Origin of the sequence: Salinarchaeum sp. Harcht-Bsk1 (assembly GCF_000403645.1) — an archaeon.
Taxonomy (GTDB): Archaea; Halobacteriota; Halobacteria; order Halobacteriales; family Salinarchaeaceae; genus Salinarchaeum.
This window is the reverse complement of sequence record NC_021313.1, coordinates 165883-191601: the sequence shown is the minus strand read 5'-3', so window position 1 is coordinate 191601 and position 25719 is coordinate 165883. Positions and strand designations below refer to the sequence as shown.

22 protein-coding genes and 1 tRNA gene are annotated in these 25719 nt (G+C 66.5%); 12 read left to right on the top strand and 11 right to left on the bottom strand.

Annotation, left to right across the window (positions count from 1 at the left end):
- Positions 1 to 204: 204 nt before the first annotated feature.
- Together L593_RS00925 and L593_RS00920 are read left to right on the top strand one after the other, a co-directional pair.
- The gene (locus tag L593_RS00925) at positions 205 to 483 is read left to right on the top strand and encodes a UPF0058 family protein (RefSeq protein ID WP_020445034.1); all 279 of its coding nucleotides are present in this window, start codon (positions 205 to 207) and stop codon (positions 481 to 483) included.
- Between the two features lie 220 nt (positions 484 to 703).
- The gene (locus L593_RS00920; RefSeq protein ID WP_020445033.1) at positions 704 to 3340 is read left to right on the top strand and encodes a hypothetical protein; all 2637 of its coding nucleotides are present in this window, start codon (positions 704 to 706) and stop codon (positions 3338 to 3340) included.
- A gap of 260 nt (positions 3341 to 3600) precedes the next feature.
- Here L593_RS00920 and L593_RS00915 read toward each other — a convergent pair whose 3' ends face one another.
- Positions 3601 to 3906, bottom strand: coding sequence for a hypothetical protein (locus L593_RS00915; RefSeq protein WP_020445032.1), 306 nt, complete (start codon positions 3904 to 3906; stop codon positions 3601 to 3603).
- 211 nt (positions 3907 to 4117) lie between these two features.
- Here L593_RS00915 and L593_RS00910 point away from each other — a divergent pair, with 211 nt between their 5' ends.
- The 4 genes from L593_RS00910 (at position 4118) to L593_RS00895 (ending at position 6727) form a co-directional block, all read left to right on the top strand.
- Complete coding sequence (locus L593_RS00910; RefSeq protein WP_020445031.1) at positions 4118 to 5536, top strand: adenylosuccinate synthase; 1419 nt, start codon at positions 4118 to 4120, stop codon at positions 5534 to 5536.
- A 78-nt stretch (positions 5537 to 5614) separates the two neighbouring features.
- Entirely contained in the window at positions 5615 to 6184 is a 570-nt protein-coding gene (locus L593_RS00905) for a mechanosensitive ion channel family protein (protein ID WP_020445030.1), read from the top strand.
- Between the two features lie 49 nt (positions 6185 to 6233).
- Positions 6234 to 6575, top strand: coding sequence for a ferredoxin (locus L593_RS00900; protein WP_020445029.1), 342 nt, complete (start codon positions 6234 to 6236; stop codon positions 6573 to 6575).
- Positions 6576 to 6642: 67 nt separating this feature from the next.
- Positions 6643 to 6727, top strand: a tRNA-Leu gene (locus L593_RS00895).
- Between the two features lie 278 nt (positions 6728 to 7005).
- Here the strand turns inward: L593_RS00895 and L593_RS00890 are convergent.
- Positions 7006 to 7887 (bottom strand): NAD(P)-dependent oxidoreductase, encoded by an 882-nt coding sequence (locus tag L593_RS00890; protein ID WP_020445028.1) that lies wholly within the window; start codon positions 7885 to 7887, stop codon positions 7006 to 7008.
- Between the two features lie 143 nt (positions 7888 to 8030).
- On the opposite strand from L593_RS00890, the gene L593_RS00885 reads away from it, so the two are divergent.
- The gene (locus L593_RS00885; protein ID WP_020445027.1) at positions 8031 to 8741 is read left to right on the top strand and encodes a hypothetical protein; all 711 of its coding nucleotides are present in this window, start codon (positions 8031 to 8033) and stop codon (positions 8739 to 8741) included.
- Positions 8742 to 8765: 24 nt separating this feature from the next.
- On the opposite strand, the gene L593_RS00880 is transcribed toward L593_RS00885, so the two are convergent.
- From L593_RS00880 to L593_RS00865, 4 genes are all read right to left on the bottom strand, one after another.
- Positions 8766 to 9953, bottom strand: a complete 1188-nt coding sequence (locus tag L593_RS00880; RefSeq protein WP_020445026.1) for a pyridoxal-phosphate dependent enzyme — start codon at positions 9951 to 9953, stop codon at positions 8766 to 8768.
- Positions 9954 to 10021: 68 nt separating this feature from the next.
- Positions 10022 to 10240, bottom strand: a complete 219-nt coding sequence (locus tag L593_RS00875; RefSeq protein WP_020445025.1) for a hypothetical protein — start codon at positions 10238 to 10240, stop codon at positions 10022 to 10024.
- A gap of 74 nt (positions 10241 to 10314) precedes the next feature.
- Positions 10315 to 11706: a ribonuclease R family protein gene (locus L593_RS00870; RefSeq protein WP_020445024.1), complete on the bottom strand. Its 1392-nt coding sequence runs from the start codon at positions 11704 to 11706 to the stop codon at positions 10315 to 10317.
- An 85-nt stretch (positions 11707 to 11791) separates the two neighbouring features.
- Positions 11792 to 12073 carry a hypothetical protein gene (locus L593_RS00865; protein ID WP_020445023.1) on the bottom strand — a complete coding sequence of 94 codons (282 nt, stop codon included), beginning with the start codon at positions 12071 to 12073 and terminating at the stop codon, positions 11792 to 11794.
- Between the two features lie 134 nt (positions 12074 to 12207).
- Between L593_RS00865 and L593_RS00860 the strand changes: the two genes are divergently transcribed.
- From L593_RS00860 to L593_RS00845, 4 genes are all read left to right on the top strand, one after another.
- Entirely contained in the window at positions 12208 to 13464 is a 1257-nt protein-coding gene (locus L593_RS00860) for a tRNA (N(6)-L-threonylcarbamoyladenosine(37)-C(2))-methylthiotransferase (protein ID WP_020445022.1), read from the top strand.
- A gap of 289 nt (positions 13465 to 13753) precedes the next feature.
- Positions 13754 to 14266 (top strand): DUF5817 domain-containing protein, encoded by a 513-nt coding sequence (locus L593_RS00855; protein WP_020445021.1) that lies wholly within the window; start codon positions 13754 to 13756, stop codon positions 14264 to 14266.
- A gap of 69 nt (positions 14267 to 14335) precedes the next feature.
- Positions 14336 to 16159, top strand: a complete 1824-nt coding sequence (locus L593_RS00850; RefSeq protein ID WP_020445020.1) for a DUF255 domain-containing protein — start codon at positions 14336 to 14338, stop codon at positions 16157 to 16159.
- 87 nt (positions 16160 to 16246) lie between these two features.
- The gene (locus tag L593_RS00845) at positions 16247 to 17050 is read left to right on the top strand and encodes a TrmB family transcriptional regulator (RefSeq protein ID WP_020445019.1); all 804 of its coding nucleotides are present in this window, start codon (positions 16247 to 16249) and stop codon (positions 17048 to 17050) included.
- 99 nt (positions 17051 to 17149) lie between these two features.
- Here L593_RS00845 and L593_RS00840 read toward each other — a convergent pair whose 3' ends face one another.
- From L593_RS00840 to L593_RS00820, 5 genes are all read right to left on the bottom strand, one after another.
- Positions 17150 to 17419, bottom strand: coding sequence for a co-chaperone YbbN (locus L593_RS00840; protein ID WP_020445018.1), 270 nt, complete (start codon positions 17417 to 17419; stop codon positions 17150 to 17152).
- Between the two features lie 87 nt (positions 17420 to 17506).
- Complete coding sequence (locus L593_RS00835) at positions 17507 to 20368, bottom strand: DEAD/DEAH box helicase (protein ID WP_020445017.1); 2862 nt, start codon at positions 20366 to 20368, stop codon at positions 17507 to 17509.
- Positions 20369 to 20996: 628 nt separating this feature from the next.
- On the bottom strand, positions 20997 to 21743 hold the full coding sequence (locus tag L593_RS00830) for a metallophosphoesterase (protein WP_020445015.1): 747 nt from the start codon (positions 21741 to 21743) through the stop codon (positions 20997 to 20999).
- A complete protein-coding gene (locus L593_RS00825; RefSeq protein ID WP_020445014.1) occupies positions 21743 to 23386 on the bottom strand; it encodes a hypothetical protein in 1644 nt (547 codons plus the stop codon). The genes L593_RS00830 and L593_RS00825 overlap by 1 nt, the downstream gene beginning before the upstream one ends.
- On the bottom strand, positions 23383 to 24657 hold the full coding sequence (locus tag L593_RS00820) for a Single-stranded DNA binding protein (protein ID WP_020445013.1): 1275 nt from the start codon (positions 24655 to 24657) through the stop codon (positions 23383 to 23385). The genes L593_RS00825 and L593_RS00820 overlap by 4 nt, the downstream gene beginning before the upstream one ends.
- An 83-nt stretch (positions 24658 to 24740) precedes the next feature.
- Between L593_RS00820 and L593_RS00815 the strand changes: the two genes are divergently transcribed.
- Positions 24741 to 25574 (top strand): aldo/keto reductase, encoded by an 834-nt coding sequence (locus L593_RS00815; protein WP_020445012.1) that lies wholly within the window; start codon positions 24741 to 24743, stop codon positions 25572 to 25574.
- The last annotated feature ends 145 nt before the right edge of the window (positions 25575 to 25719 follow it).

The following is a 25719-nucleotide window of genomic DNA, read 5'->3' as shown; positions in this document are numbered from 1 at the left end:
GATGGTCAGGGTCCGGTATCGATCGTCGGCGTCTCGCGGTCGATCGCCGGATTCTCGACAATCGAGCCGGCCTCCGAGATCCAATATCGGCCAGTAGGTAGTGGCTGCGTCGCACTGTAGTAACCGGTTAGATCGGTGCCCGTGAGTAATGCTACCACGTGTGAAATAACCCTTAACTGGGGAACCTGCCTACAAATGGGCAACATGCACAAAGACGAACTTCTGGAGCTTCACGAACAGATGGTGACCATCATGCGTCACTTCAGGGATCGGGAAGACTCCGACCCTGCGCTGTTCGAACCCTACGAGCAACTCGACATCGAGCCCGACCACGTTCACAAGTCGAAGAACGAGCACAAGCACGCGGTGTTCGTCCTCGGAAACGCGCTCGCCTCCGCGATGAGCGAGGACGAGTTCTCCTCGGCCGGCCGGATCGGCAAGCGGATGGAGGAGCTAGCTGACGACGCCGAACAGAAGATCTAGGGGTCGGGGCTTCCCGGAACGCGCTGACGCATTTCGTTCTCCCGCTGTTTCGCCGCATCTTCCTCCGTTTCTGTCCGTTGCGCTCAGATCCGTCTCGTTTCTCACCCCGCTCGCTGGTTCTTTGCGCCACTCCCGAACGTTCCCTCCCTAACTCCGTCGATCGCTCCTGGGCGCCGCCAGCGGCGGAACATATTTGGGCGGACTCCGGCTTGACGTGGGTATGGAGCGACGCATCGAAGCGGACGTCGAGGGCTGGCCGACGCGGCCGTTCGAGGATGGCTACGACGGCCTCCGCCAGCTCGCGTCCGTGGACTTCTCGGGTGTCGTCCGCGCCGGCGGCGCCTGGTTGTTCTTCGTCAACGGCAAGATCGTCGGCGTCTTCGAGGGTGCGATCGACGACGTCGAGGGCGCCCAGGGCACGGCGCACAAGGCACCCCATCCGTCGCTACCGCTTCTCTACGCGATGCAGACTGAGGGCGGCGACACGCGGGCGAAATATTACACCAACGACACGCCGATCTCCGAGGTCGACAGCACGCTCTCCTCGGGGTCGTTCACGGGCTACGTCGAACTCAGCGAGAACGTCCTGAGCGGCGACTACTACCAGCTCTACCACGGTGGCCACTCGATGAGCGTCGCCTTCGTCGGCAACAGCGGGAAGATGATTACCGGCGAGGAGGCCTTCGAGCGGGCCGACGACGAGGTGGGGATCTACGAGGTCGTGGACGTCGACATCGGGGTCATGGAGGTACCACAGCCCGAGGAGCCCGAGACTGCGACGGACGAATCCGACGCGGGGAGCGACGAGAGCGAGGGAGTGGAGACGGCCTCGAAGTCAGACGCCGGGGGGGATCCGTCCCCAGACGATACCGACGACGAGTCCGCCGGATCAGCTGCTGACGACGGTGCTGCGGCAACGGGCGGTGACGACGGACCATCGGCTGCAACTGGTGACGACGGATCTGCGGCGGACGACGCCCACGCTGCCGGGTCCGGTGCCGCCGATGCGCCGACTGCTGCCGAGGGCAACCCGTCGACTGAAATCGCCGACGAAGCGGACGCAACGGACGAGGAGGACCAGTCCGACGGTAGCGCCAGCCCGACCGCTGGCGACGACCGCGGAGCGACCGGCGACTCATCGGACGGCACCGCCGCTGCTGCTCGGGCGACGAACTCGGCAACGGATTCGTCTCGGTCCCCGCGGAACGAGGCTACCCCGGAAGCTGGCTCGGGCGAGCAGCCTGGAGCGGACGCCGCCTCGAACGCCACGACTTCCGCCGACTCGACGCGATCGGCCTCCGCGGCGGATCGGGAACGCGGAACCGAATCGGCGGCCGCGTCGACTCCCGAAACAGGAAGCGCCGATCGATCGTCGAGCGATCGTGCCTCCGCACCATCCGCCGGGACCGGGGATCCCGCGTCGCACCAGCGCGGGAGCGAACCGGCGGCCGCCGACGCCACGGACCGTTCGGCAGCACCCTCGGCGGATGCGGGTGACGACGCTTCCAGACGGGAGGACGCCCCCCGACAGTCCGAAGCGGCCTGGCGCGAAGCGACCACCGTCCCCGCACTCGATCCCGACCGGACGGAGGACGTCGAGGTGAGCGGGCAGTCGCAGACGCAGACGCGACAGCAGCGTCAGTCTCGATCCACGCAGCAGGGTCGTAACGCCAATGCAAGCAGCGCCCGTTCGCAGTCGCGATCGAGCACGAACACCCGTGATTCCTCGACGGCCCAGTCAGCGAGCGGACGATCCGGGTCGTCGAGCACTCGATCGTCCGGTTCGAACTCCCGGTCGTCCGGTTCGGGTACCCGGCCATCTGGTTCGAGCGGTCGGTCGGCCGCGACGGATCGCACGCAGGGAGCCGAGAACACGCTCGAACAGGAGGTGCTCGAGCGGGAGGATCGCATCGACCGACTGCAACAGCGCGTCACGAATCTCGAGGACGAACGCGACGAGGTAACCGAGGAGCGCGATCGCCTCCAGGAACGCGTAGACTCGTTGACTGAAGAGAACGAGTCCCTGCGCGGCGAGATCCGCTCACTCGAGGACGAGATCGAGGAACTCGAGGACAAAGCAGCCAGTGCCGAGCCGACGCCCTCCGAAAACGCGGGTGCAGGGGCCAGTGGCGGTCCACTGACGCCACGGGCAGCCCTGGAGGGCACGGACCTGTTCGTCCGCTACGATTCCAAGAGCGCTCCCACGCTCGAGGCGGCCCACGACGGGAGCGCAGATGCGACGGCGGTGAATCAGAACCTCCGGCTCGACGTACACACCCAGTTCGAGGACGACGGCGCGACGGTCGACGGCGAACCGTTCGAGGCGTTCCTCCAGGAGACGATGGCCTACCGGTTCGTCGAGTGGCTCGTCCGGATCCTCCCCTACGAGATTCGGGAGACCGACTCCGCGAGCGAACTCCGGGACCTCTACGACGCGATCCCGGAAATCGATCGCGTCGAGTTCCACGGCGAGGTCGCCCGCGACGCGGTCGAGGGCGAGGAGGGCGCTCCCAGCGAGACGTTCGACGTCGTCGTCCGGGACAAGATGGGCGAGGCGCTCCTCGTGGCGAACATGAACGACGCTCGCGACCCCGCAACGGGTCGGATGATCGTCGACCTCCAGGAGGGCGCCAGCCGAGTGAAGGAGCACTCGATGGCACTCGCTGGTGCGTTCTTCGTGACGCGGAGTTTCTTCGAGCCGGCGGCGCTGGAGACGGCCTCGGAGGCCACGAGCGGCAGCTTGCTCAGCCGGGACTCCCGCGCGAGCTACGTCAAACTCTCGCGAAAGCAGGGCTATCACCTCTGTCTCGTCGAGGCGCGCGGCGACGACCTCCACCTGAACGTCCCAGAGCTGTAGCGAACTCGGAATCCCGTTCCTTCCGACGGTTTCGAAGGTGGTCTTCTCCAGGCCTGCCGCAGCGTGTCCGTGATCGCTAGACCGGTAATGCAGCCGCTCTCACTCCACGGGGAGCGCAGTCGCTATTGCACGACCGCGAGCGCTGTCGCTCTCGCTCGACCGGCAGCGCTGCAGAAAGAGCGGCGGGGCCGGAGGGCATCTCGGGCGGGACAGTCGATCGGATCCAGCGAACTCGTCGGATCTGCAGGTCGTGCGGTCGGTTACGACTCGAGCTCGGCCGCGTCCTCTAGCTTCATGCCTTCGAGCGTGTCGACCGTCTCGTCGATCTTGTCGTCGAGTTCGTCGATGAACTCGGCGGTCCGTTCCGTGGTGATTGCACCCTGGCTCGAGGGCTCGATGAGGTTCTCCTCTTCGAGGACTCGCAGGGAGTAGCGTACCTTGTGGTGGGGGTAGCCCGTCTCGTTGGACATCTTCACGATGCCGATGGGCTCGTTTTCGATGACCATCCGCAGGACCTGCAGATGGCGTTCCAGCATGTCGACCTCCTTTTCGAGCCGATCTATCATGGCACGTGTTAACTTGTCGTTGGGGGCTTTAAATGTTGTCGTCAGGAACCGCGAGAGGAGAGCGTTCAGGACGCGTGTACCGTCTGCTACGATAGAAACTGTCCCGTGGGAGTGGTTAACGGTTCCGATCCCAGCCAGTCCGTGACCGGTGAATCCCCTCGCCAGGTACATCGTAATTCGTTTATCCAGCGACGCGAAATCTCGCCTCGTAATGACTGTCACCATCGTCGGCGCACAGCTCGGCGACGAGGGGAAGGGCGGCATCGTTGACGTCTTCGGCGAGTCTGCCGACGTGGTCGCGCGATACCAGGGCGGTGACAACGCCGGACACACGGTCGTGCACGGCGGAGAGACCTACAAGCTCTCACTGGTTCCCAGCGGCGCCGTTCGCGGCAAGATCGGCGTCCTCGGCAACGGCTGCGTCGTGAACCCGCACACGCTGTTCGAAGAACTCGACGGGCTCCACGAGCAGGGCCTCGATCCCGACGTGCGCGTCGCGGAGCGGGCGCACGTCATCATGCCGTATCACCGGATCCTCGACAACCTCGAAGAGGACGTTCGCAGCGACGACGACCTCAAGGTCGGGACGACGGGACGGGGCATCGGTCCGACGTACGAGGACAAGGTCGGCCGACGCGGTGTCCGGATCGGTGACCTCCTCGATCCGGCGGTCCTCCGGGACCGCCTCGAGTACGTGATTCCCCAGAAGCGAGCACTCATCGAGGACGTCTACGGGATCGACCTCGCGAGCGTCGACCTCGAATTCGACGGGTTCAGCGCAGAGGACGCGCTCGACGTCGACGCCGTCTACGATCGCTACGTCGAGTACGGCGAGCGGCTGCGCGACGAGGACATGACCGTCGTCGCGGGCGAGTTCCTCACGAGCCGAATTGACGACGGCGAACAGGTCATGCTCGAGGGCGCGCAGGGCACCCTCCTCGACATCGACCACGGGAACTTCCCGTACGTCACCTCCTCGAACCCCACGGCCGGATACGCCGCGACCGGATCCGGCCTCGGCGTCACGACGATCGGTGACGGCGAGGTCGTGGGCGTCGTGAAGGGCTATCTCTCGCGCGTCGGCACCGGGCCGATGCCGACGGAACTCGGCCCGAGCGACGGCGGCCACGGCGTCGACGCGGGCGACGAAGCTGCTGCGACGGGTGATGACCCCTCCGCGGAGGACCTCGCGTCCTACATTCGGGAAGAAGGTGGGGAGTACGGCACCGTCACCGGCCGACCCCGCCGAGTCGGGTGGCTCGACCTCCCGATGGTCCGCCACGCCGCTCGCGCGAGCGGCTTCACCGGGTTCGCGGTCAACCACGTCGACGTGCTCGCCGGACTGGACGAGGTCAAGGTCGGCGAGAGCTACGACCTCGACGGCGAGACGATCGAGACGATCCCGTCGACGACCGAGCGCTGGGCCCAGTGCGAGCCGAACTTCCAGACGTTCGACGGCTGGCCGGAGGTCGACTGGGCCGCGGTCGCCGAGGAGGGCTACGAGGCGCTCCCCGAGAACGCCCGGACGTATCTCGAGTACGTCGCCGAGGAGGTCGACACCGACCTCTACGCCGTGGGTCTCGGCCCCGAGCGCGACCACACCGTCGTGCTCGACCATCCCTTCGAGTAACGGCTTCGACGTTCGCGTCCGATTCTGTTTCTGTTGCCGACCCCAAGCGTTGAACACGAGTCCGTTCGAGAGGCGTCCATGGCAATCGATCTCGAAGGATTCGCGTCGGACCTCGCCGAAACGACCGCGGACCAGCTCGCGACCTGGATCGAGACGTCGGTGCCGACGCTCCTGCAAGCGTTGATCGTCCTTGGACTGGCCTACGTCGGCATCAAGATCCTGCTGACCGTCCTCCGGCGGGTCCTCGGGAGCGTCTACGGCAAGCGCGAGGACCTCGTCGTCGACCTCCTCGTGACGATCGTGGCTATCTTCCTGTGGTTCGGCGTTGCATTGTCCGTGCTCTCGACGCTCGGGATGGGCGAGATCGCGGCGAGTCTCGGAACTGCGACGGGCTTCATCGCCCTCGGCGTCTCTTACGCGCTTTCTGACATGATAGAGGATACCGTCGCCGGCGTGTATCTGCTTCGGGACCCGGATTTCGAGGTTGGCGATCGGGTCGTGACGGACAAGGGCGAGGGCGTCGTCGAGGCCATCGAACTTCGCAAGTGTCGACTCATGCAGGACGACGGCGACGTGCTCGTCGTCGCGAACGGCGACGTGGAGAAGAAGTGGAAGCGCCTGGGCGACCGGCAGCCTCCTGACACGTGACTGCCCTGAACCGTAACCGGAAAGCATCCCGGGTGCCAGTCCTTGGGCAATGAGCGATCTCGACGCAGAAGTGCAGGATCCCAGCTCCGTTGGCGACGAGGGACCGCCGATCGCGGAGAAGCCCTACAAGATCATCTTCGAGGCGAACGCCTGCTTCGGCGCCGGGAAGTGCGCCGAGGTCGGCGACAACTGGGAGATGGACATCCTGAGCGGGATGGCCAAGCCCAATTCCTACTTCATCGCCGAAGACGACCTCGAGGAGAACGTCCGTGCGGCGGAGGTCTGCCCCGCGAAGAAGGGCGACGGCTGCATCCACGTGATCGACCGGCGCACCGACGAGGAGATCGCGCCGGATCCCCACGGCGACGGCACGATCAGCGTCGACTGGTAAGCTCGGTTCCCGATCGGCAATCGCCAGGCGAAACCGACTTGTCGGGGTGAGTGAAAAGACCGGACGCGCGAGGGTGGCCGAGCCTGGCCAAAGGCGGCGGGCTTAAGACCCGCTCTCGTAGGAGTTCGTGGGTTCGAATCCCATCCCTCGCATCGGTCCGAACGACAGTGAGGAGCGATGCGTGAAACGGGATTCGTATGAGACCAGTCGCAGCCCGCGAGGGCCGGAGGCCCGAGCCGGAACGTCTGGCCGTGGTTCGAATCCCATCCCTCGCATTCGAGCCGCGACCACCCGGAGCGACTCGGTTACGTGAGCGGCGTCCTGCGCAGCACGAGGGAGTGCAGGGTTCGGGAGCCGAGCGGAACGAGTCTCCCGGCGAAGGTAGGGAGCCGCGAGCGAAGCGCTCCGAACGACCGTGCAGAGCGATATCCTACAGCTCCGGCCTCGGAACGTCCTCGTCCTCTGCCGTCCGCCAGCTATGCTGGGGTGACCAGCCGAGTTCGGCTTCGGCCTTCGCATTGGAGTACGCGCACTCGTCACCCTCGATGTTACAGGGCTGGGGAACGGTTCCATAGCCCGACTCGATCGCGTCTACTGTCGGATAGTCTATGAAATTCTCGTCGGCCACGGCGTTGTAGATCTCGTGTCCATCGTGGCCAACTTCGAGCGCAGAAACGAACAACTCGACGACGTCACGCACGTCGACGTACGACCAGTAGTTGCCGTGCCGCCCTGGGTCGTCGGGATCGAACTCGGCACGACCCTCCTTCGTGTGATAGGCTCCGGGTTCCTGCACCCAGCTCGGTCGGATCGTGGTCACCTTTGTATCGTACTTCCGGGCCACGCTGGCTGCGACTGCCTCGAGAGCCACTTTCGACGTTCCATACGGATCCTCGGGATCGGTCCGATGGTCCGTGTCGATCGGCAGGTACTCGGGTGGCCGAGGCGGGTCGGCGAAGTTCTCTCCGTAGGCGCACTCACTGGAGGCCCACGCGATTGGGATGCCCGCTTCGCCAGCGGCAGTGAGCACGTTGTAGCCGGCGGTGACGTTCGTGGTGAAGGTCTCGGCGCCGGCGCGCATCCCAATCGCAGGGATCGCGGCGAGGTGGACGACGGCGTCGGGCTCCTCTGTGAGGACGAGTTCCCACGCGGGGCCCTGTTCGGTGAGATCGGCCGCGCGATACTCGACGTCCGCTCGCGGATCGTCGGGGCGCGTCCGATCGACGGCGATCACGTCGTACTCCTCGGCGAATCGGTCGACGGCCCAGCGCCCGACGAGTCCGAGTGCGCCAGTAATCAGGACTGATTCCATAGCGGAGCATTCCGAGGATGACCCTTGAGCCCCGCGGTCGCGGCGATTCGGACGACTGAAGACAGTGGAGTCAAAGTCGTGTGACATCGATTGATAATGTGCAATAAAGTACAACAGAGTACAGGATAATCCATTAACCAGCGATGCAATCTGACGGATTCGTCGTCGATGAGGGAACCGCCTTCTACGGGCGGACTTTCGAGGAGTACCGTCGGCTGTTCGGACTCTCCTGTGAAGACCTTCGAGGTCGCCGAATGTTGGACTGTCCGGGTGGTCCGGGATCCTTCACGGCCGTCGCGGCGCAGATCGGTGACAGCGCCGTTGCGGTCGACCCCGTCTACGGCCCGTCGGTGGACGAGCTCGAAGCGCACTGTGCTGGGACGATCGACGAGGTCGTCGAACAGATCACCGAGAAGCGCTCCTTCTTCGACTGGTCGTTCTACGGCGACGTCGCGACGCGGGAACGCTACGCCAGGGCCGCTGCCAGACGGTTTCTCGCCGACTACGCCCGGTGTCCGGATCGCTACGTTGAGGCAGCGCTTCCAGACCTGCCATTCAGAGACGACGCTTTCGGTCTCACCTGCTCGGCGAACCTCCTCTTTCTCTACGACGATCGATTCGATCGCGACTTCCACGAGGCGGCAGCCCGTGAACTGGCCCGCGTCACTGCAGGCGAACTCCGGATCTCGGGGCTGCAGACGCTCGACGCGGACCGCTCCCGGTTCGTCGAACCGGTGATTGGGTCGCTTGCCCCAGCAGGGTACACGATCGAGCGCCAGGCAGTCGAGTACCGGTTCCAGCCCGGACCAACCGAGGTGCTCGTCGTGACCGACCTACAAGATCTCGACGGCTGACTGGCCCACTGGCCAGCGGTCCACCTATCCGGCCCGCATCAGGTGGCTCCGCAGTACGTCCGAGTCCAGCGAGCCAGCCCCAGTGTTACAGCAGACGACGGCGTCGTCGGACTCGAAGACACCCGCGTTCGATAGCTCCCAGGCCCCGGCGGCCGCCGCACCGCCTGCCACACTGGCCTGCAGCCCTTCGGCCGCCGCGATCCGGCAGGCCGACGCCAGGATCGCCTCGTCGTCGACGGCGACTGCACGACCGCCCGATTCACGCACTGCCGCGAGGGCGTGCGTCCCGAACGCCGGATCTGGAACTTCGAGCGCGCCGCTGATCGTGTCGGGGGAGTCCCAGCCTTCGACGGTCCCTTCGTCGTCCTCGAAGGCGCGGACGATCGGAGCACAGCCCTCGGCCTGGACGGCGTGGAACTCTGGCAGTTCCTCGAGGATTCCGAGGTCGACGAGCAACTCCGCGACGGCGTGCAGCCCAGCGAGTACCTCGCCGTGACCCGTCGGGACGACGACCGCGTCGGGGACTCCACCGTCCGCGCTTGCGAACAGTTCCGCACCCATCGTCGCTGGCCCCACGGCGCGGAGCGGCGAATTCGCTGGATCGATCGGTGTCCAGCCGTCCTCCTCGTCGATCGCCGACTCGAACGCGTCCTCGGCGTGGGGCAGTCGTCCCTCGACGACCTGCATGTCGCCACCGTGGACGTTGATCATCGCCTTCGTCGTGTGCGTCGACCTCGTCGGCACGAACACGTGGGCGTCGAGGTCGGCACGCGCCGCGTAGGCCGCGGCAGCCACGCCGTCGGCGCCCGTCGTCGGAAGTGCGACGTCGGTCGCTCCCGCCTCCACTGCCGCCGTCGCCGCCACGGCGATCGCACGATCCCTGACCGTGCCGGTCGGATTGTGTCCCTCGTCCTTGATCTCGAACGTCTCGACGTCGAGTTCGTCGCCGAGCGTTGGGCAGGCCACGAGCGGCGTGGCACCTTCGCCGAGCGTGACCCCGTCGCCGTCGGATCCGATGGGAACCAGCGCGTCGACGGACCACTGGGAATCGCTGTCCTCGAGACCAGCGCGGAGTGAAGAGCCGTCGATCGCGTCCGCGTCGTAGCTCGGTGCCAGTTGGCCGTCACAGTCCGGGCACCGCTGCGCGTCGAGGCGGTCACCCTGCCATCCGCAGGCGACACAGGAGAGCGCGAGTCCCTCGCGAGTGTGCATGGCTGACGCTGGGGAGGCGGGGCACAAAGCGCTGTTCTTCCCAGCGTGTGCGGAGAAGTGACCGCTGATCAGGCGAGGTCTTCGACCTCGTCGGTGAGGTCCTGCACCTCGTCGACCGGGCCGTTGACGAAGAGACCGTAGTACATCACGGCGATCGAGACGGCGCCGAGACCGACGATCGCGATGGGCATCCCCAGCGGCGTGAACGACCCCAGGCCGACGCCGATGAGCACTGGAGTGATTACCGCGATCAGCACGAGATCGTAGTACTGGAGCGTGTAGACCATGCGAAGGATTAACTCCCGCGTCGTAAAGCCGTTTCCGTCGGTAGAGATCCTGGACGTGGGGGGTGAACGGTACGCTAGAGCGTGTAGTCGGCGTCTGCCGGATCGTCGACGACCTCGATACCACGATTGTTGACGGCGTCGGCGTCGAGACCCACCTCCTGGAGGAACTGCCGGTACTCGCGCTCGCACTGTTCGGCGTCTCGCTCCTTGTCGGACGCGCGATCGCACAGCGCCACGAGGTCCTCGGGGACGTCGTTGGTGTGGACGATCCAGTGGTTGATGAGGTCGGAGAGGCGACGTATGGGGCTCGTGAAGTGGCCGTAGATCTCGAAGTTGAGCGCGTGGTGGCCGCCGAAGGGGTCGTTCATGTACTTCGCGGCGGGCATGACCTTCATCACTGCCCACTGGATGTCCGAGAGCTGCCGCTCTGGCGCGGATTCCAGGGTCGCGTTGACGGCCTTGCGGGGCTCGTCCCAGGTCTCGGCTGGGATCGAAACCCCATCCAGTTCCTGGATCTCCTGCAGAGCTTCGCCCCACTCGTCGGGAGAGGGCTGCGGGTGAACCCGGTACATCGCCTCGACGCCGCGATCCCACATCAGTTCGTGCGTGACCGCCTTGTTCGCCTTGAGCATGCACTCCTCGACGATCGTGTGAGCGCGATCACGTCGGGGGTTCAGGACGAGGGAGCCGTCTTCCTTGCGCTGCTCGTGCATCCGGTCCGCCAGTTCCCAGGCGAGGTCGACGCGCTCGCCGAGGTCGACGTCGGGATCCTCGAGGTACTCGTCCGCGGTTTCGGGCTCGTCGAGGAGGTGCTCACACTCGGTGTAGGTGAGCCGCGAGTCGCTCCGAACGACCGATTTGTAGATGTCGATGGTCTCGTAGGAGAGCGTCTCGCCGTCCAGTTCCATCTCGACGGTGTGCGCGAGGCGATCCTCGTTGGGAACGATCGAACAGACCGTCTCCGCGAGCACCGGCGGCAGCATGTGTACGGTGTATCCGGGGAGGTAGACGGTGTTCGCCCGCTCCACCGCCGAGGCCCACATCGCGGAGTCGGGGTGGACGTAGTGAGTGACGTCCGCGATGTGCACCCAGAGTCGATAGTCGTCGCCCTCGCGCCGGATCGAGATGGCGTCGTCGAAGTCCTGGGCGTCGACCGGGTCGACGGTCCAGGTCGTGAGGTCGCGGAGGTCCCGCCGCTCGTCGGCCTCCGACTGGATCTCCGAGCCGACGTCGTCGGTCCGCTGCTCGGCTTCCTCCATCACCTCTGGTGGAAACCCGTCCGGAATCTCGAACTTCTCTAAGAGTTCCTCGCGCTTGTTCTCGACGTGGCGAGCCAGTTCCTCGTCGATGCGGACGGGTCCCTGATCGTCGGGTTTGGTCTTCTTCTCGGACCGTGCGTCCCCGTCGGATTCGGGAGGCACACCGTCAGCGTCGTCAGCGTCGGTCTCGGCGTCCGCGTCGGTCATGCCCCGCGCTACGACGGAGCCACCCATATGCGTGTCGGGGCGCGGCTGTACCCAGCGTCTGATCGTTCGACGCGCTCGGCGCGAACTACGGCTCCTCTCTGGGTGGCTGCTCCCACTGTTCAGAGAGCCGAGCCAGGAACTCGGAGCGATCGCACTCGCCGGCGCCGCTTGCGACGAGTGCGTCCTCCAGGCCGCGACGGGGCTGGTGACACCGATCTCGATCGCACGGTTTGCAGAAATACTCGAAGGTCTTCTCCTCGCGCTCCCAGCGATCGCCCGCCTTGTCGTACTCGCGGGCCGCCGACCGCGGTAGCTCCGTCCCGCAGGCGATGCAGGTGACGCGGCCGTCGTCCCCGTCGCCGAACATACCTGTCTCTCCGGTGGCTGCCTACTTAGTGATTGAGCCGTTGCAGAGGGGCACCGAGCGATGCGAGCGACCCCTATCCGTCCCCGGAGTGATCCGTCGCGCTTTTGCCCGCGTCCCCGTTAGACCGGGCAACCGTGGCCCGCTACCACATCGAGACCTACGGCTGCACCGCTAACCGCGGTGAGAGCCGCCAGATCGAGCGGGCCCTCCGCGACGGCGGCCACCACGAGGCTACGGGGCCGGACGACGCCGACGTCGCGATCCTCAACACTTGTACCGTCGTCGAGAAGACCGAGCGGAACATGCTCGCACGGGCCCGGGAACTCGACGAGGAGACGCCGGGCGATCTGGTCGTGACTGGTTGCATGGCGCTGGCCCAGGGAGAGCAGTTCCGCGAGGCAGGCGTCGACGCCGAGGTGCTCCACTGGGACGAGGTGCCCAGCCACGTCCGCAACGGCGAGTGTCCGACGACGACCCCCGACGCAGAACCGATCCTCGACGGCGTCGTCGGCATCCTCCCGATCGCTCGCGGGTGCATGAGCGACTGTTCGTACTGCATCACCAAGCAGGCGACCGGGAAGATCGACTCGCCGCCGATCTCCGAGAACGTGGATCGGGCCCGCGCGCTGGTCCACGCCGGCGCCAAGGAACTGCGTATCACGGGCCAGGACACGGGCGTCTACGGCTGGGACGACGGCGAGCGGACGCTGCACACCCTGCTGGATCGCATCTGCACCGAGATCGACGGCGACTTCCGGGTTCGCGTCGGGATGGCGAATCCGAAGGGCGTCCACGGCATTCGCGAGGAACTCGCGGAGGTCTTCGCCGAACACGACGAACTCTACAACTTCCTGCACGTGCCGGTCCAGTCGGGCTCCGACGACGTCCTCGGCGACATGCGCCGCCAGCACCAGGTCTCGGAGTTCCTCGACGTCGTCGAGGCATTCGACGGCGCGCTCGGGGAGTGGACCCTCTCGACTGACTTCATCTGTGGCTTCCCGACCGAGACCGACGCCGACCATGAGCAGTCCATGGCGCTCCTTCGGGAGGTCCGTCCCGAGAAGGTCAACGTGACGCGCTTCTCGAAGCGGCCGGGGACCGACGCGGCCGAGATGAAGGGCCTCGGTGGGACGCTCAAGAAGGAACGGTCGAAGGAGATGAGCGAAGTGAAACGCGACATCGTCGGCGAGGCGTACGATGACCTCGTCGGACAGGAGCGTTCCGTGCTCGTCGTCGAGCAGGGGACCGAGCACTCCGTAAAGTGTCGGGACGACGCCTATCGCCAGATCATCGTCCGGAATGCCGAGGAGCGTGGGATCGAGCCTGGCGATCGACTCACCGTCGAGGTCACCAGCCACCAGACGATGTACGCCTTCGGCGAGCCAGTCTGAGTACTCGTCGGGCGATTGCCGCGAGTTCCGGGATCGACGACGTGTCGACAACGTCGGGACCGCGACTCGGTCGATTGGGCGAACAGGCGACGCGGCGAATTGGGCGAAGGGGCCACACTGTAGATTGGGCGGACAGGCGACGCGGCTGGTCCGTCCGATCGGTGCGTCGCACACCCGCGAAACCGATCGGAGCGAATCCGCAGATCACGCCGGTGGTTGGCTCCGGTCTGGTATTTGAAGCTGTGGCACTCCCGCAGATTCTTGAGTGATGCCGCCCGACCTCGGAGTGATGTACGCCGTCGTCGGCTGCACGGAGTGTTCGTCGCTGTGGGTCATCGAGCAGGGTGGCGACTCGGCGACCTGTCCACGCTGTGGGAAGCGCCACCAGACGAAGAAGCTGCGACACTTCGCGGAAGCGGCCGAGGCCGACGACGCCAGGGAGGCTCGGGCGGCGCTGGTCGCGAACCGCCGGGGTGCGGGCGACGCGGCGCCCTCCTTCGGCGACCTCGAAGCGTCGATCGGCGAGGACGTCATCGACGACGAGACGCAACTGGAAGCCGCGGGCATCGATCCGGAGGCCGTCGCCGAAGCGGGCGAACGGGCCAGCGGCGGTGGTGGAAGCCGGAGCCGTCGGGAGATCGTCCTCGACGCCTTCGACGTCCACGAGGAACCTGACGGTGCGGCGATCCGGGACTACGCCGAGGAGCACGGCGTCCCACGCGAGTACGTCGACCGGGCGCTCAGGAAGCTGGAGGGCCGCGGCGAGATCGTCGAGACTCGATCGGGCTACCGACGCCTCTGAGCGCGGCCGAACCTGGGCTGGCCCGGTTCGACTCCGAAGCCACTTACCCCGCCGAGCGGTAGCGCGACCATGACCGAGGATCCGGACGGAACCGAGGAGCCCGCGCCGGGAAGCAGGGCCGCGGAACGGGCCGCAGCGAGCGATCCGGCACCAGGCGTCCCGACCTGGCCGCCGGGTGGCCACGTCGAGTGGCGACCGTGGGGCCAGGCCACCTTCGACGAGGCAGCGAACGCTGGCGTGCCCGTGCTGCTCTCCCTGACTGCGACGTGGTCCGAGGAGTGCCGGCAGATGGACGCCGAGACGTATGGCGAGCCCCGCGTCGCGGCAGACATCGACGACGGGTTCGTCCCGGTTCGAGCCGACGTCGATCGGAACCCGCGGGTCGCGAACCGGTACGCGATGGGCGGGGTCCCCTCGACCGCGTTTTTGACGCCGGAGGGCGAGGTCCTGAATGCCGCCGGACCGCTGACCGCGTCGGGCATGCGTGGGGCGATCGAGGGCGTTCGCCGAACGTGGAGCGAGCAGGGATCGACGGCGGGGCGGGTTCCGCGTGCGCTCGCCGACGAAGAACCACCGGGCGCGCCCCTCGACGCGTCGATCGAGGGCCACCTGCTCGAGACGCTCCGGGAGAACTTCGACGAGCAGGCCGGCGGCTGGGGCACCGGCGCGAAGTTCCCGATGCCGCGGGCGATCGAGTTCGCGCTCAAGCGGGATCGTGAGATGGCACTCCGGACCCTCGACGCGATCTCGTCCAATCTCGAGGACGAGCACGCCGGCGGGTTCCACCGCAGCGCAGCCAACCGGAACTGGAGTTCGGTGAGCTACGAGAAGCTGCTCGACTCGAACGCTGCCTTGATCCGGGCGTTTGCGGCCGCGTACCGCTACACCGGCGAGGAGTCCTACCGCCGGTCCGCCGAGCGCGGCGTCGAGTTCCTGACGACGACGCTCTGGACCGACGACGCCCCAGGCGATCGCGGTGCGTTCGCCGCTAGCCAGGCCGCAGGTCCAGGCGCGGACTACTACGCGCTCGAGCCTTCGGAGCGGGAACGTGCCGAGGCACCGTTCGTCGACGAGACCGTGCTCGCTGACTGGAATGCCCTGGGCATCGACGCCCTGCTCTCCGTGGCGGCGGTGACCGACGACGAGACCGCCGAGGCGTTCGCGCGCAGGGCGCTCGCTACGCTCGTGGGCTCGTTGATCGAGGAGGGCGAGACCGTCCACTATCGATCACCCGCGGCCGAGGACTCGGACGGGGAACGTGGACTGCTCCTCGATACGGCACGAACGATTCGGACGCTCGTCACCGCTCGTGGCGTGCTCGGTCCGGATCCTGCCGTGGATGCGTTCGACGGTGAGGAGACTGCATCTGGCCCCGTGGCCCTCGCTCGCGAACTGGTCGACACCGCGATCGACGAGCGGCGACCCGGCCAGACGTTCGTCGACGGTCCCATCGGGGACGTCGGGCTTCTAGACCGTCCGCTCAGGCCGCTTGACGCCAACGTCGAACTCGCCGGTGCTTTACTCGACCTCGCGGAGGTGACCGGGGTGGATCGATACGAATCGATCGCTCGGGAGACTGCCGAGGCCTTCGCCGGCGCCCACGAACGATTCGGCCCGCAGGCTGCCGCTTTCGGGACCGTCGCGGGGCGCCTCCTTCGCGGGACCGTGCGGATCGATCTGACGGCAGCCGTCGGAAGCGATCTGCATCGGGCCGCCCTGCGTCTCGCAGACCACGAGGCGATCGTCGTGCCCGCAATCGGCGATGCTGGCGAACCGATCGATCGCGATGTCGACTACGAACCCGACGCGGCGTACGTAGTCGCCGATGGCGAGCGGTCCGCACCGGCATTCCACCCCGAAGAGCTGAGCGAGCGCGTTGCATCCCAGCTCTGACCCTGCCTCGCATCCGGCAAAACTGCTCCCGCGTGGTATAAACAACCAACGCAGTGTTTATGTTCTACCGTCTCTTGAACGACCGATATGGCGAGTCTCAGGGATCTCGGTCTCTCGGAGTACGAAGCACGGGCGTACCGTGCGCTCCTCAATACGGGGCCTGCAACGGCCAAGGAGTTGTCACGCGCGAGTGACGTCCCGATGGGCCGGATCTACGACGTGTTGAACAGCCTCGAGCAGTACAACCTCGTTCGCAGCCAGACGGCCAGCCGGCCCAAGAAGTACGTCGCCGTCGAACCGGCGACGGCGCTCGACCGGCTGCTGGAGGACAAGAAGCGCGAACTCGACGCGCAGGCCGAACAGTACGAGGAGATCGTCGACGACCTTTCGGTCGAACTCGACGCGGCCGAACCCGTCGAGGAACAGTTCTGGACGGCCGCCGTCGGCGCGGAGAACGCCGTCGACCTGCTCATCGAACGTCTCGCAGCCGCGGAGGACCGGATCGTCGTTGTCGGCTCGGATCGGAGCCCGCTGTTCGACGTGTCCGAACTCGGGATCCTCGCCGTGGACGAACTCGAATCGGCTCTCGACCGCGGCGTCACCATCGAGGTCTTGCTCACCCCCGGCCTCGTGGATTCACTCCCGCCGGAGGTCGGCAATCGTCACCGACGGACGCTCTCGGAGCATCCTCGCTACGAGGTCCGGACGGCCCCGAACGTCGCGGGGACCTTCAACCTCATCGACGCCACGGAGGTCACCATCCACGTGCCGCACCCACTGGAGCCCGACGAGCCCTTCGGCGTCATCGACCTGAAGGATCCCGAGTTCGCTGCCGACGTGCAGGAGCTCTACGGCCCTCGTTGGGAGGCCGCAGAGCCGCTTTCCTTCTGAGTCGCCGTCCGTCTCGCTCGGAACAAGGCACACCGACGGTCCGCGTCGCTGACCGGCCGTTCCGCAGCATACACCGATCCAGAGAATCGACGATTCGCGCTACGCGCCAGCCTGTTCGAGCGCGTCCTCGAGGTCCTCGCGCTGGGTGACGCCGACGAAGCGCTCGACGACGCCGTCCTCGTTCTCGACGATCAGCGTCGGGAGCGAGCGCACCTGATACTCGTTGGCGATCTCCTGCTCCTCGTCGACGTTGACCTTCTCGACGGCGAAGCGGTCGCCCCAGTCCTCGGACAACTCGTCGAGGATGGGATCCTGGGTCTTGCACGGCCCACACCAGTCCGCATAGAAGTCTTTCAGGGTGACGCTCATGTCTCGACCGGCGGTTTCGTCCGCCGCCGCAAAAGGGTTTCCCACGAGGTAGTCCCGGCCGCCGCGCTCGCCGATCGGAACGACCGGTCAGTCCCAGAAGGATTTCGTCCGGGCGTACTGGCGCTCCTGTTCCAGGATGTCGCGGTAGAAGTCGGCCTCGGCTTCGCGGTGCTTGTTGATGATCCGGGCAGCCGTGTCCGGTCCGACGCCACGGGCCGCCATCGCGATCACGGCCGGTTTCCCGTGGTGCTGGACGAGGCTCGCGGAACGATAGGCTCGCTCGGTCAGCTTCTCCTGTTCGTCGTCTTTGTCGTCGGCCTTGATAGCGGTCACGGCGTCGTCGGCCCACGGGTGCAACGCGGCGATCATCGTCGACTCGCAGTGCGGACAGGAGGGCTCCTCGCGAACGCGCTTGACGGGCTTCACTCGATCGTACTCCGTGCAGTGGACGCAGAACAGCCGGACGTCGTCGCCGTAGATTCGATCTTTCACCTGTTCGACGACGCCCGCGTCCGCGTTCTGCGGGACGAGGAGCTCCATGTTCGAACTCCTGCCCGCCGTCCCGATCGGCGTCCGGCCACCGACGAGTTCGATCGCGATCTCGTCGCGCTGGATCGACCGCAGGAGATCGGCTGCTGCCTCGACGTCGAGGTCCTCGTGGAACACCTCACGTTTGGCCTCTTCGTATGCCGGCGTGTTCGCGAGGTACTGTCGGAGGCGGCTCGCCGGTGGGCTCGAGTCGCCCTGCCAGGGTTTGATCGCGCCGAAGTGCTCGGCGACCTGCGAGAGCCGGAACGCGAGCGCCTCGGAGCGATCGAGTGAGAGCTCCAGCAACGGCTCGACGTGGTCGGGGTCGGTCTCCTCGAGCACGGCGATGACGTCCCTGCCGTCGACGATGCCGGGGACCTCCAGATCGATTCGGTACGGGTCGACGTCGAGCCCGACCGAGGAGCCGGTGCGCTGGCCGAGCAACGCCGAGAGCATCCGACCGAGCGTCTCGTTGGCGTCGTGGCCGTAGGGCGCGTTGAGCACGATCTTCCCGCCCTCGCGTTCGATCAGGATGCCCTCGTCCGTCGGAAGCGGCGCTTCCCCGGCGTGGCGCTCGATCGGGTCAAGTGCCCGCGCGACGTGCTCGGCCTCGATCGGGTACCGACGGGCGAGGTCTCGCGCGACGGCTGCGCGGTCGGCTCCATGCTCGAACTGTCTGCCCGCCACGCCGCGGAGTTCGCCGACCTCCTCCGCGACGGGCCGTGGGACCGGAATCTCCTCGCCGATCCAGGACGGGATCTCGCCACTCGGATCCTCGATCGGCGACACCGTCAGCGAACCGTCGTCGTCGTCGACGTTCGTGACGCGCCACATCTGTCCGCCCTGGATGAACGCCGCGCCGGGTTCGGCGAACGTCGCGACGAACCGCTCGTCGAGGGTCCCGATCTGTGAACCCGAGGCCACGTCTTCGACGGCGTAGGTCTCCTCGTCCGGGATCATCGAGAGGTTCTCGTAGACGTACCGCCAGGTGCCGGAGGATTCGATGCGGTCTGCGTCCTCGTCGAGGTAGACGATCCGGTTCTTGGAAAGCTCCCGGACGACGTCCTTGAACGTCGATTTGTCGAGATCGCGGAACGGGTAGGCCGCGGTGACGATCTCGTACGCTCGGCGGGCGTGGACGCCACCCTGTCCCTCGACGAGCCCACCGACCTGGTTCGCGACGACGTCGAGGCTCCCCTCGTGGATCGGCGCGGGTTCGACCTCGCCGTCGAGCGACCGGCGTGCGATCGCCATCGCCTCCAGTGCGTCGTCGGAGCGGGTCGCGACGACCGTCCCGGCCGACACTTTGTCGCTGCGGTGCCCGGCACGCCCGACGCGCTGGAGCAACCTGGTTACCTGACGTGGACTCTGGTACTGGACGACGTGGTCGACGTGGCCCACGTCGATGCCGAGTTCCATCGACGACGTACAGAGCAGGCCGTCGAGTTCGCCGGCCTTGAAGGAGTCCTCGATCTCGATCCGGGCCGACTTCGCGAGCGAGCCGTGGTGAACGCCGACGTCGACGACGCCCTCGCCTCCGGATCCGCTATCCTCGTCGGCAGCTAGCTGCGTGAACCGCGAGCCCATCGCCTCCGCCGTCTGCCGAGTGTTCACGAAGATCAGCGTCGACTCGTTCTCCGCTACGACGTCCCGGATCGCCCGGACGTGGCTCGCGAACTCCTCCTCGATCATCAGTTCGCTCGCGAGCGCCTCGTCCTCGGCCGTGACCTCCGGCACGACCACGTCGAGTTCGAGCCGACTCCCGACGTCGACTTCGCGGATCGCACACCCACGGCCGCCGGTGAGGAAGGCCCCGACGGTCTCGGGATCGCCGACGGTCGCGGAGAGCCCGACGCGCTGGAACGGGCCAGCGAGGTCGCGGAGTCGTTCGAGGGCGATCGCGAGCTGTGCGCCGCGTTTCGACGCCGCCAGTTCGTGAATCTCGTCGATCACGACGTGCTCGACGTCTTCGAGCGCCCGTCGGAGCTTCTTCCCCGTGAACATCGCCTGGAGCGTCTCCGGCGTCGTCACGAGCACGTCCGGCGGATCGTCGGCCTGCTTGCTGCGCTGGTAGTCTGAGGTGTCGCCGTGGCGAACGTCGATGTCGAGGTCCAGTTCCTCGCCCCACCAGTCCAGGCGGTCGCGCATGTCGCGGTTCAGCGCGCGGAGCGGCGTGACGTACAGCGCGGAGATGCCGAAGCTGTGTTCGGCTTCCGCGACGGCGTCGAACACCGGCAACATCGCGGTCTCGGTCTTCCCGGTGCCGGTCGGCGCGACCACGAGGGTGTGTCGGCCGTCGGCGAGCGGGGGGATCGCGAGCCGCTGGGGCTCGGTCGGGGTCGCGAAGCCCCGTGCGGAAAGTGCCGAGCGGACCGCTGGCCCGAGTTGCGAGAACGCGTCCGCCCCGGACTCCCGACTCATCGGCCGTCCTAGCGCTGCAGCGCCGTTAAGGACAGTGGTCTCGAATGCGAGTCCCTGGCGCGATTAGCGAGCGCCGGGCGTCGCTCGACTCCTCACTCGCGCGCCACGGAGATGTTCAACATTGTGGTCGAACACGAATCGCATTCGCCGCGGTCGTCGGAACGGGCGCCACAGCTCGGGCACTCGAAGGTTGGATCGGTCGATTCGTACGGATCGATGCCGTGCATACCTCCTTCGGGTGCGTCGATCGGCTTAACGTCAGCCCTAATACTGAATCTACGTCCTCAAAGACGTTTGAACTCTGGACGAACGTCCAGTGAAGGTGTCGGTAGTAACCGTTCGGGATAATCAGGTGCACGTCTGCACCTGTCCACGACGCAAGCGTGCCGCTCCAAAATTTGACGGGAATGTTTTACTATAGTAAATACATTTGGCTGTATGTAGCACAGTCGGCCAATGAAGTGTAATATCTGCCCATGAGCGACGATATATCTGCGTCTTCCCCGTAGCTCTTCTTGTCGACGGTGCCCCGTCGACGACCGAACTGTACAGCCGCCGAGATCAGCACGATACGCCTCCTGCCAAGCCGGGTCGGGATTTCGTGGCTGGGGTCCCGACCCCGTGCTCTCTAAACGGTCCGATAGTCCCCGAGTCGCGTTCCGTCGAGGAGGAACGCCTCCCCGCTGGCGAGTCCCTCCGGGAGGAACGGTGCGAGGAACTCCTGGCCCTCGACGTTGATCCAGGTGCCGCCAGCGAGGCCGTTGAAGGCCGGAAGGACGACGAGTTCGGGTGCGCTCCAGTCCAGTTCGTCGTCGCGTGCCTCGAACGGGGCGCCCGCCATCGGCCCCCGGAGCCACACCCGTTCGACGCGACTGCCGCCGACCTCGTCCTCCAGGCGGACCTGTGGATGCTCGTGGCCCACGCAAACGACGTCGGCCTCGAGCACCTCCCTCGCAGGCCAGGTGTGGCCGTGGGCGACCCCGATCTCGCCAAATCGGACGCCGGCCCCGTCCGTCACATCGACGCGTGGTACCCACTCCTCGATTGCGCCGTCGTGATTGCCTTTCACGAGCGTGATCGGGAGGTCGGGCAAGGCCTCGACCAGCGCCTCGATCTCGTCGCGTTCGCGGCCACCCGGATCGCCGATCGAGTGCATCAGGTCGCCGAGAATAACGAGCACATCGGGGCGGGTCTGCTCGACGAGATCGACCAGTCGCTGGCGACGCTCCTCGGCGCGGGATTCGACTTCGATGCCCCGCTCGATCGCGAGTGCGACCTCGATGCCGGCGTGGTAATCCGCGACGAGCAGGGCTCGCTCGCCGTCGAGCCACGCCGTCGCCGCCGGCGCGTCGGGGACCGGTTCGACGGTCGCCATCAGATGGGTTTGAGCTGGCCGTCGCCGGGCTCGTAGCACTGGCCGCTCATCAGCAGGTCGTCGATGGCGTCGTCGATGGCGTCGGCGTCGGCACCGGTTGTCCCGGCCACCGCGTCGATCAGCGCCTCGCGATCGGCGCCGTCGCCATCGTCGAGCGCGGACATCTCTTCGAGCAGCACTCCTTCGAGGTCGACGTCCTCGGATTCGGCGTCTTCGGATTCGCTGTCCTCGTCATCGTCGTCTGCAACTGATTCGGACTCAGCCTCGGCACCGTCGGTCTCGTCGCTTGCTTCCACGGCGGCAGGCTCCTCGCCCTCGTTCGCTCCCGGGGGCGTGTCGTCGGTCTCGATTCCTGCCTCCCCGGCCGGGTCGACCTCGGTGCCGCTCTGGAAGCCGACGCCGTACTCCTCTTCGATCTGCTCGCGTTCCGCCTCGTCGACCTCGTACAGTTCACCGTCGGCCTCGGATTCGTCGCTCTCGGAGGGTTCCTCGCCCTCGGTAGTTTCCTCGGTTTCGGCGGATTCGTCGACGGCAGCCTTCGCAGGCTCGGTCGCGGATTCCGCCGGAGCGTCCTCGCCCGTTTCCGGTTGGGCTACTCCTGTGGAATCCTGCTCGTCTCTATCTGCGCCGGTGTCGGCGGCGGTCGCATCCTCGTCGGCCGTCTGCTCGCCGGCGGGTTCACTCGTGCTCGACTCGGGTTCCTCGGTCGCTTCCGTGGGCTCGGCGGAGCCACCTTCGGCGGGTTCGGTCTCCGCGTCCGTCGCTTCGGTGCCAGACGTTGCTTCCTCTTCCTCGCCCGTTTCCTCGGCTTCCTCGGGTTCCTCACCATCGGGTTCCTCACCATCGGGTTCGTCTCCAAGCAGGACGTCCGGATCCACGTCGCCCGCAGCCTGCGTGACGCTCAACCGCTCTTCGTCGACCAGTGAGGTGAGATCGCTGGCCGTCGTCGTTCCGTCGCCCCCCGCGGGCTCGCGGTCGAGGGCCTCGACTTCGGATCGTTCGTCAGCGACGACCTCGAGGGCCTGCGTCGCCACTTGGCGGAGGGCGTCGAGGTAGTCGGTGGAGGTGTCGTAGTGATCGATCGCTCTCGAGATTCCCTCCGCGAGCCCGGGCTCGACGCCGTCCCGGAGGAGCGCCCGTTGCAGGCCCTCGCCGCGCTCGTCCATGCCGAGGGCCTCTGCAGCGGTCTGGACGCGAGCGAGCGTGTGTTCGGCCGTCGCGACGACCCAGCGATCCCGGGTCTCGGCGTCGACCTCGGTGACGCTCTCGGGGCGAACGGAGGTCAGCACGCGGTCGGAGCCCTCCGGCGAGAACGTGTTCGCCTTCCCGGTGACCGCGACGAACGCCGGCGCTTCGAGGGACTGGAACGCGGCGAGTTCGTCGGGCTGGTACTGTCCGGCGTAGACGACGAAGGCTCCGGTGGGATCGGCGATCCTGGCGCGGACGGTGTCGTCGTTGACCTGCTCCACCGCAGTCAGGACGCCGACGACGAAGAGGCGATTGACGCGGGCACCCGACGGCAGCACGACGTAGTTCGGGGCGCGCTCCTCGTCACTCTCGGCGTACTCGAGGGTCGCGTCGTCGTACTCCGCCGCGAAGAGCCGGTGGGCGACCTCGCGGCGGCCTGGACCGGCGCTGCTCATCGGCCCACCTTCGCGAGGAGTTCGGCGGCCCGATCCGCTGGCTCGTCGCCGGTTTCCTCGAACTCGGAGGCGTCGAGCGTCGCGCCGTAGTCGTCCACGGAGAGGTGGCCGCGGACGCGGTACTCCCGCCCGACGATCTCCGAGGCGATCTGCTCGCCGACGACGCTCTGGTCCATCGCGTCGCGGGCGGCTTCGCGGGCTTTCTCCAGCCCGCCGCCGTAGATCTCCTCGGTCTTGTCGGGTCCGAGGACGATCGTCACGGTGTCTGTGCCGTCGTCGAGGATCGCGCGAACGCGGAGGTCGTCCTCGCCCTCGACCTGGCCGTGGGACCGGCACTGGCCGTTCTGGATGACGCGACCGCACTCGGGGCAGCGCTCAATAAGGCCGGAGCCGTCTCTGACGTCGACGACGTTCCCGACCACTTCGACGTCGTAGATGCCGCCGGTAGCGACGGCCTCGCGAATCGAACGGCGGGTGACCTCTTCGCCGACCTCGATGTCCCGGTCGATCGGCTGGACGGTCGCGCGCTCGGAGAGGCTGACCTCCGGGACGCCGCGGAACTCCCGGACGTGGACGTTCTCCGCGCGGATGGTGGTTCCCTCCTCGAGGTCGTCGCGGTTACCCCAGTCCGTGAACGGCAGCCGACCGGACTCGTCGCCGAAGACGCCGGACTTGATCGTCGTCTCGCCGTCGCGGCCGTCGATCGTCCTGGTCTCGACTTCCTCGACGAGCACCTCGACCGCACGGCCGGCGTCGCCGACCTGCAGGTCCGCGAGCGAGCGGTCGGGACCGATCTCGTAGGGGACCTCCAGATCGTCCTCCTCGAACGTGACCGTCGTTGAGGAGCCGAGGTTCACCTGAGCGTTGCCGCGGAACTCCCGAATGCCGGCATTCCCGATCGTGATCGTATCGCCGGCTTCGAGGCCGAAATCCTCCCAGGCGGTGTACTCGATCTTGCCCGAGTCGTCGGCGAGGTCGCCCTCTCGGATCACCTGGCGCTCGCCGTCGATGGATATCTCGCGATCCCCGATGGTGAGCACCCGCGCGGTGAGATTGACGCTGCCCGTTTCGGTGTCGATCTCGGCGATGGAGTCGACGGAGGGCGTGGAGCCGCCACCGCCGCCACCGTCGCCGTACTTCCGGCGGAGGCTCTCCTTGGCCTCTTCGACCGGCACGCTGTACTCGACCAGATTCTCCAGGTCCGCTTTGACCTCCTCTTTGTCGACACCGAGGTCGGAGGCGAGATCCTCGGCGTGATCGTCGAGCGACATGGTCGCGATTGGATGGGGGCGTGCAAAAAGGTGTCTTACCGATGGGGAACGGCTTTCTGTGATTGTTACGTGGCATAGAATACATGGAGTACGTCCAAGCCGGCGACGCCGAGATTCCCGAACTCGGCCTCGGCACCTGGCAGAACACCGGCCAGTCCTGTGCCGAGACGGTCGAAACTGCCCTCGAACTGGGCTATCGACACGTCGACACCGCGCAGATGTACGGCAACGAGGCGCAGGTCGGTGAAGGAATCGAGCGATCCAGCGTCGATCGCGACGACGTCTTCCTGACGACGAAGCTCGATCGAGGGAACCTCGAAGCGGACGACGCTCGCGAGTCCTTCGAGGAGAGTCTCGAAAAACTCGGCACCGACTACGTCGACCTCCTCCTGATTCACTGGCCCCATCCCCGCGTCCCCTTCGAGGAGACGCTCGGCGTGATGGACGAACTGCACGACGAGGGGACGGTCCGCCACATCGGGGTGAGCAACTTCACGCCTGCCCAGCTCGAGGAGGCGATGGGGATCACACGCGCCCCGATCGTCACCGACCAGGTGCTCTACAACCCGTACAAGGACCAGTCCGATCTCCACGCGTTCAGTCTCGAATCCGACGTCGCGCTGACCGCGTACAGCCCGCTGGGCCGCGGCGACGCGATATCCGATTCGATGCTCGCCGCGATCGGCGAGCGCTACGACAAGTCCGCCGCTCAGGTCGCGCTCCGGTGGCTCGTCCAGCAAGAGAACGTCGTCGCGATTCCGAAGGCGACGAGTCGCGAGCACCTCGAAGCGAACCTCGCAATCTACGACTTCGAACTCACCCGGGACGAGATGGAACGTATCGCCACCCTCGACGGCGGGATCAAGCGGCGGATCTGGAATCGCTTCCCGGGGCTGATGCGACGGATTCCGTTCTAGGCCGGGCCCGCTCCGGTGTGGTGATCCGGGTCCTCTACCGCTCGAGGTCCAAGGCGTCACGTCGTGAAGACAACCGCTTCGAACGCGGAGGTGCGACGATGGGCAATCCCTCGAGAGTAGGATGCAACTAATGAGATCGTTTCCG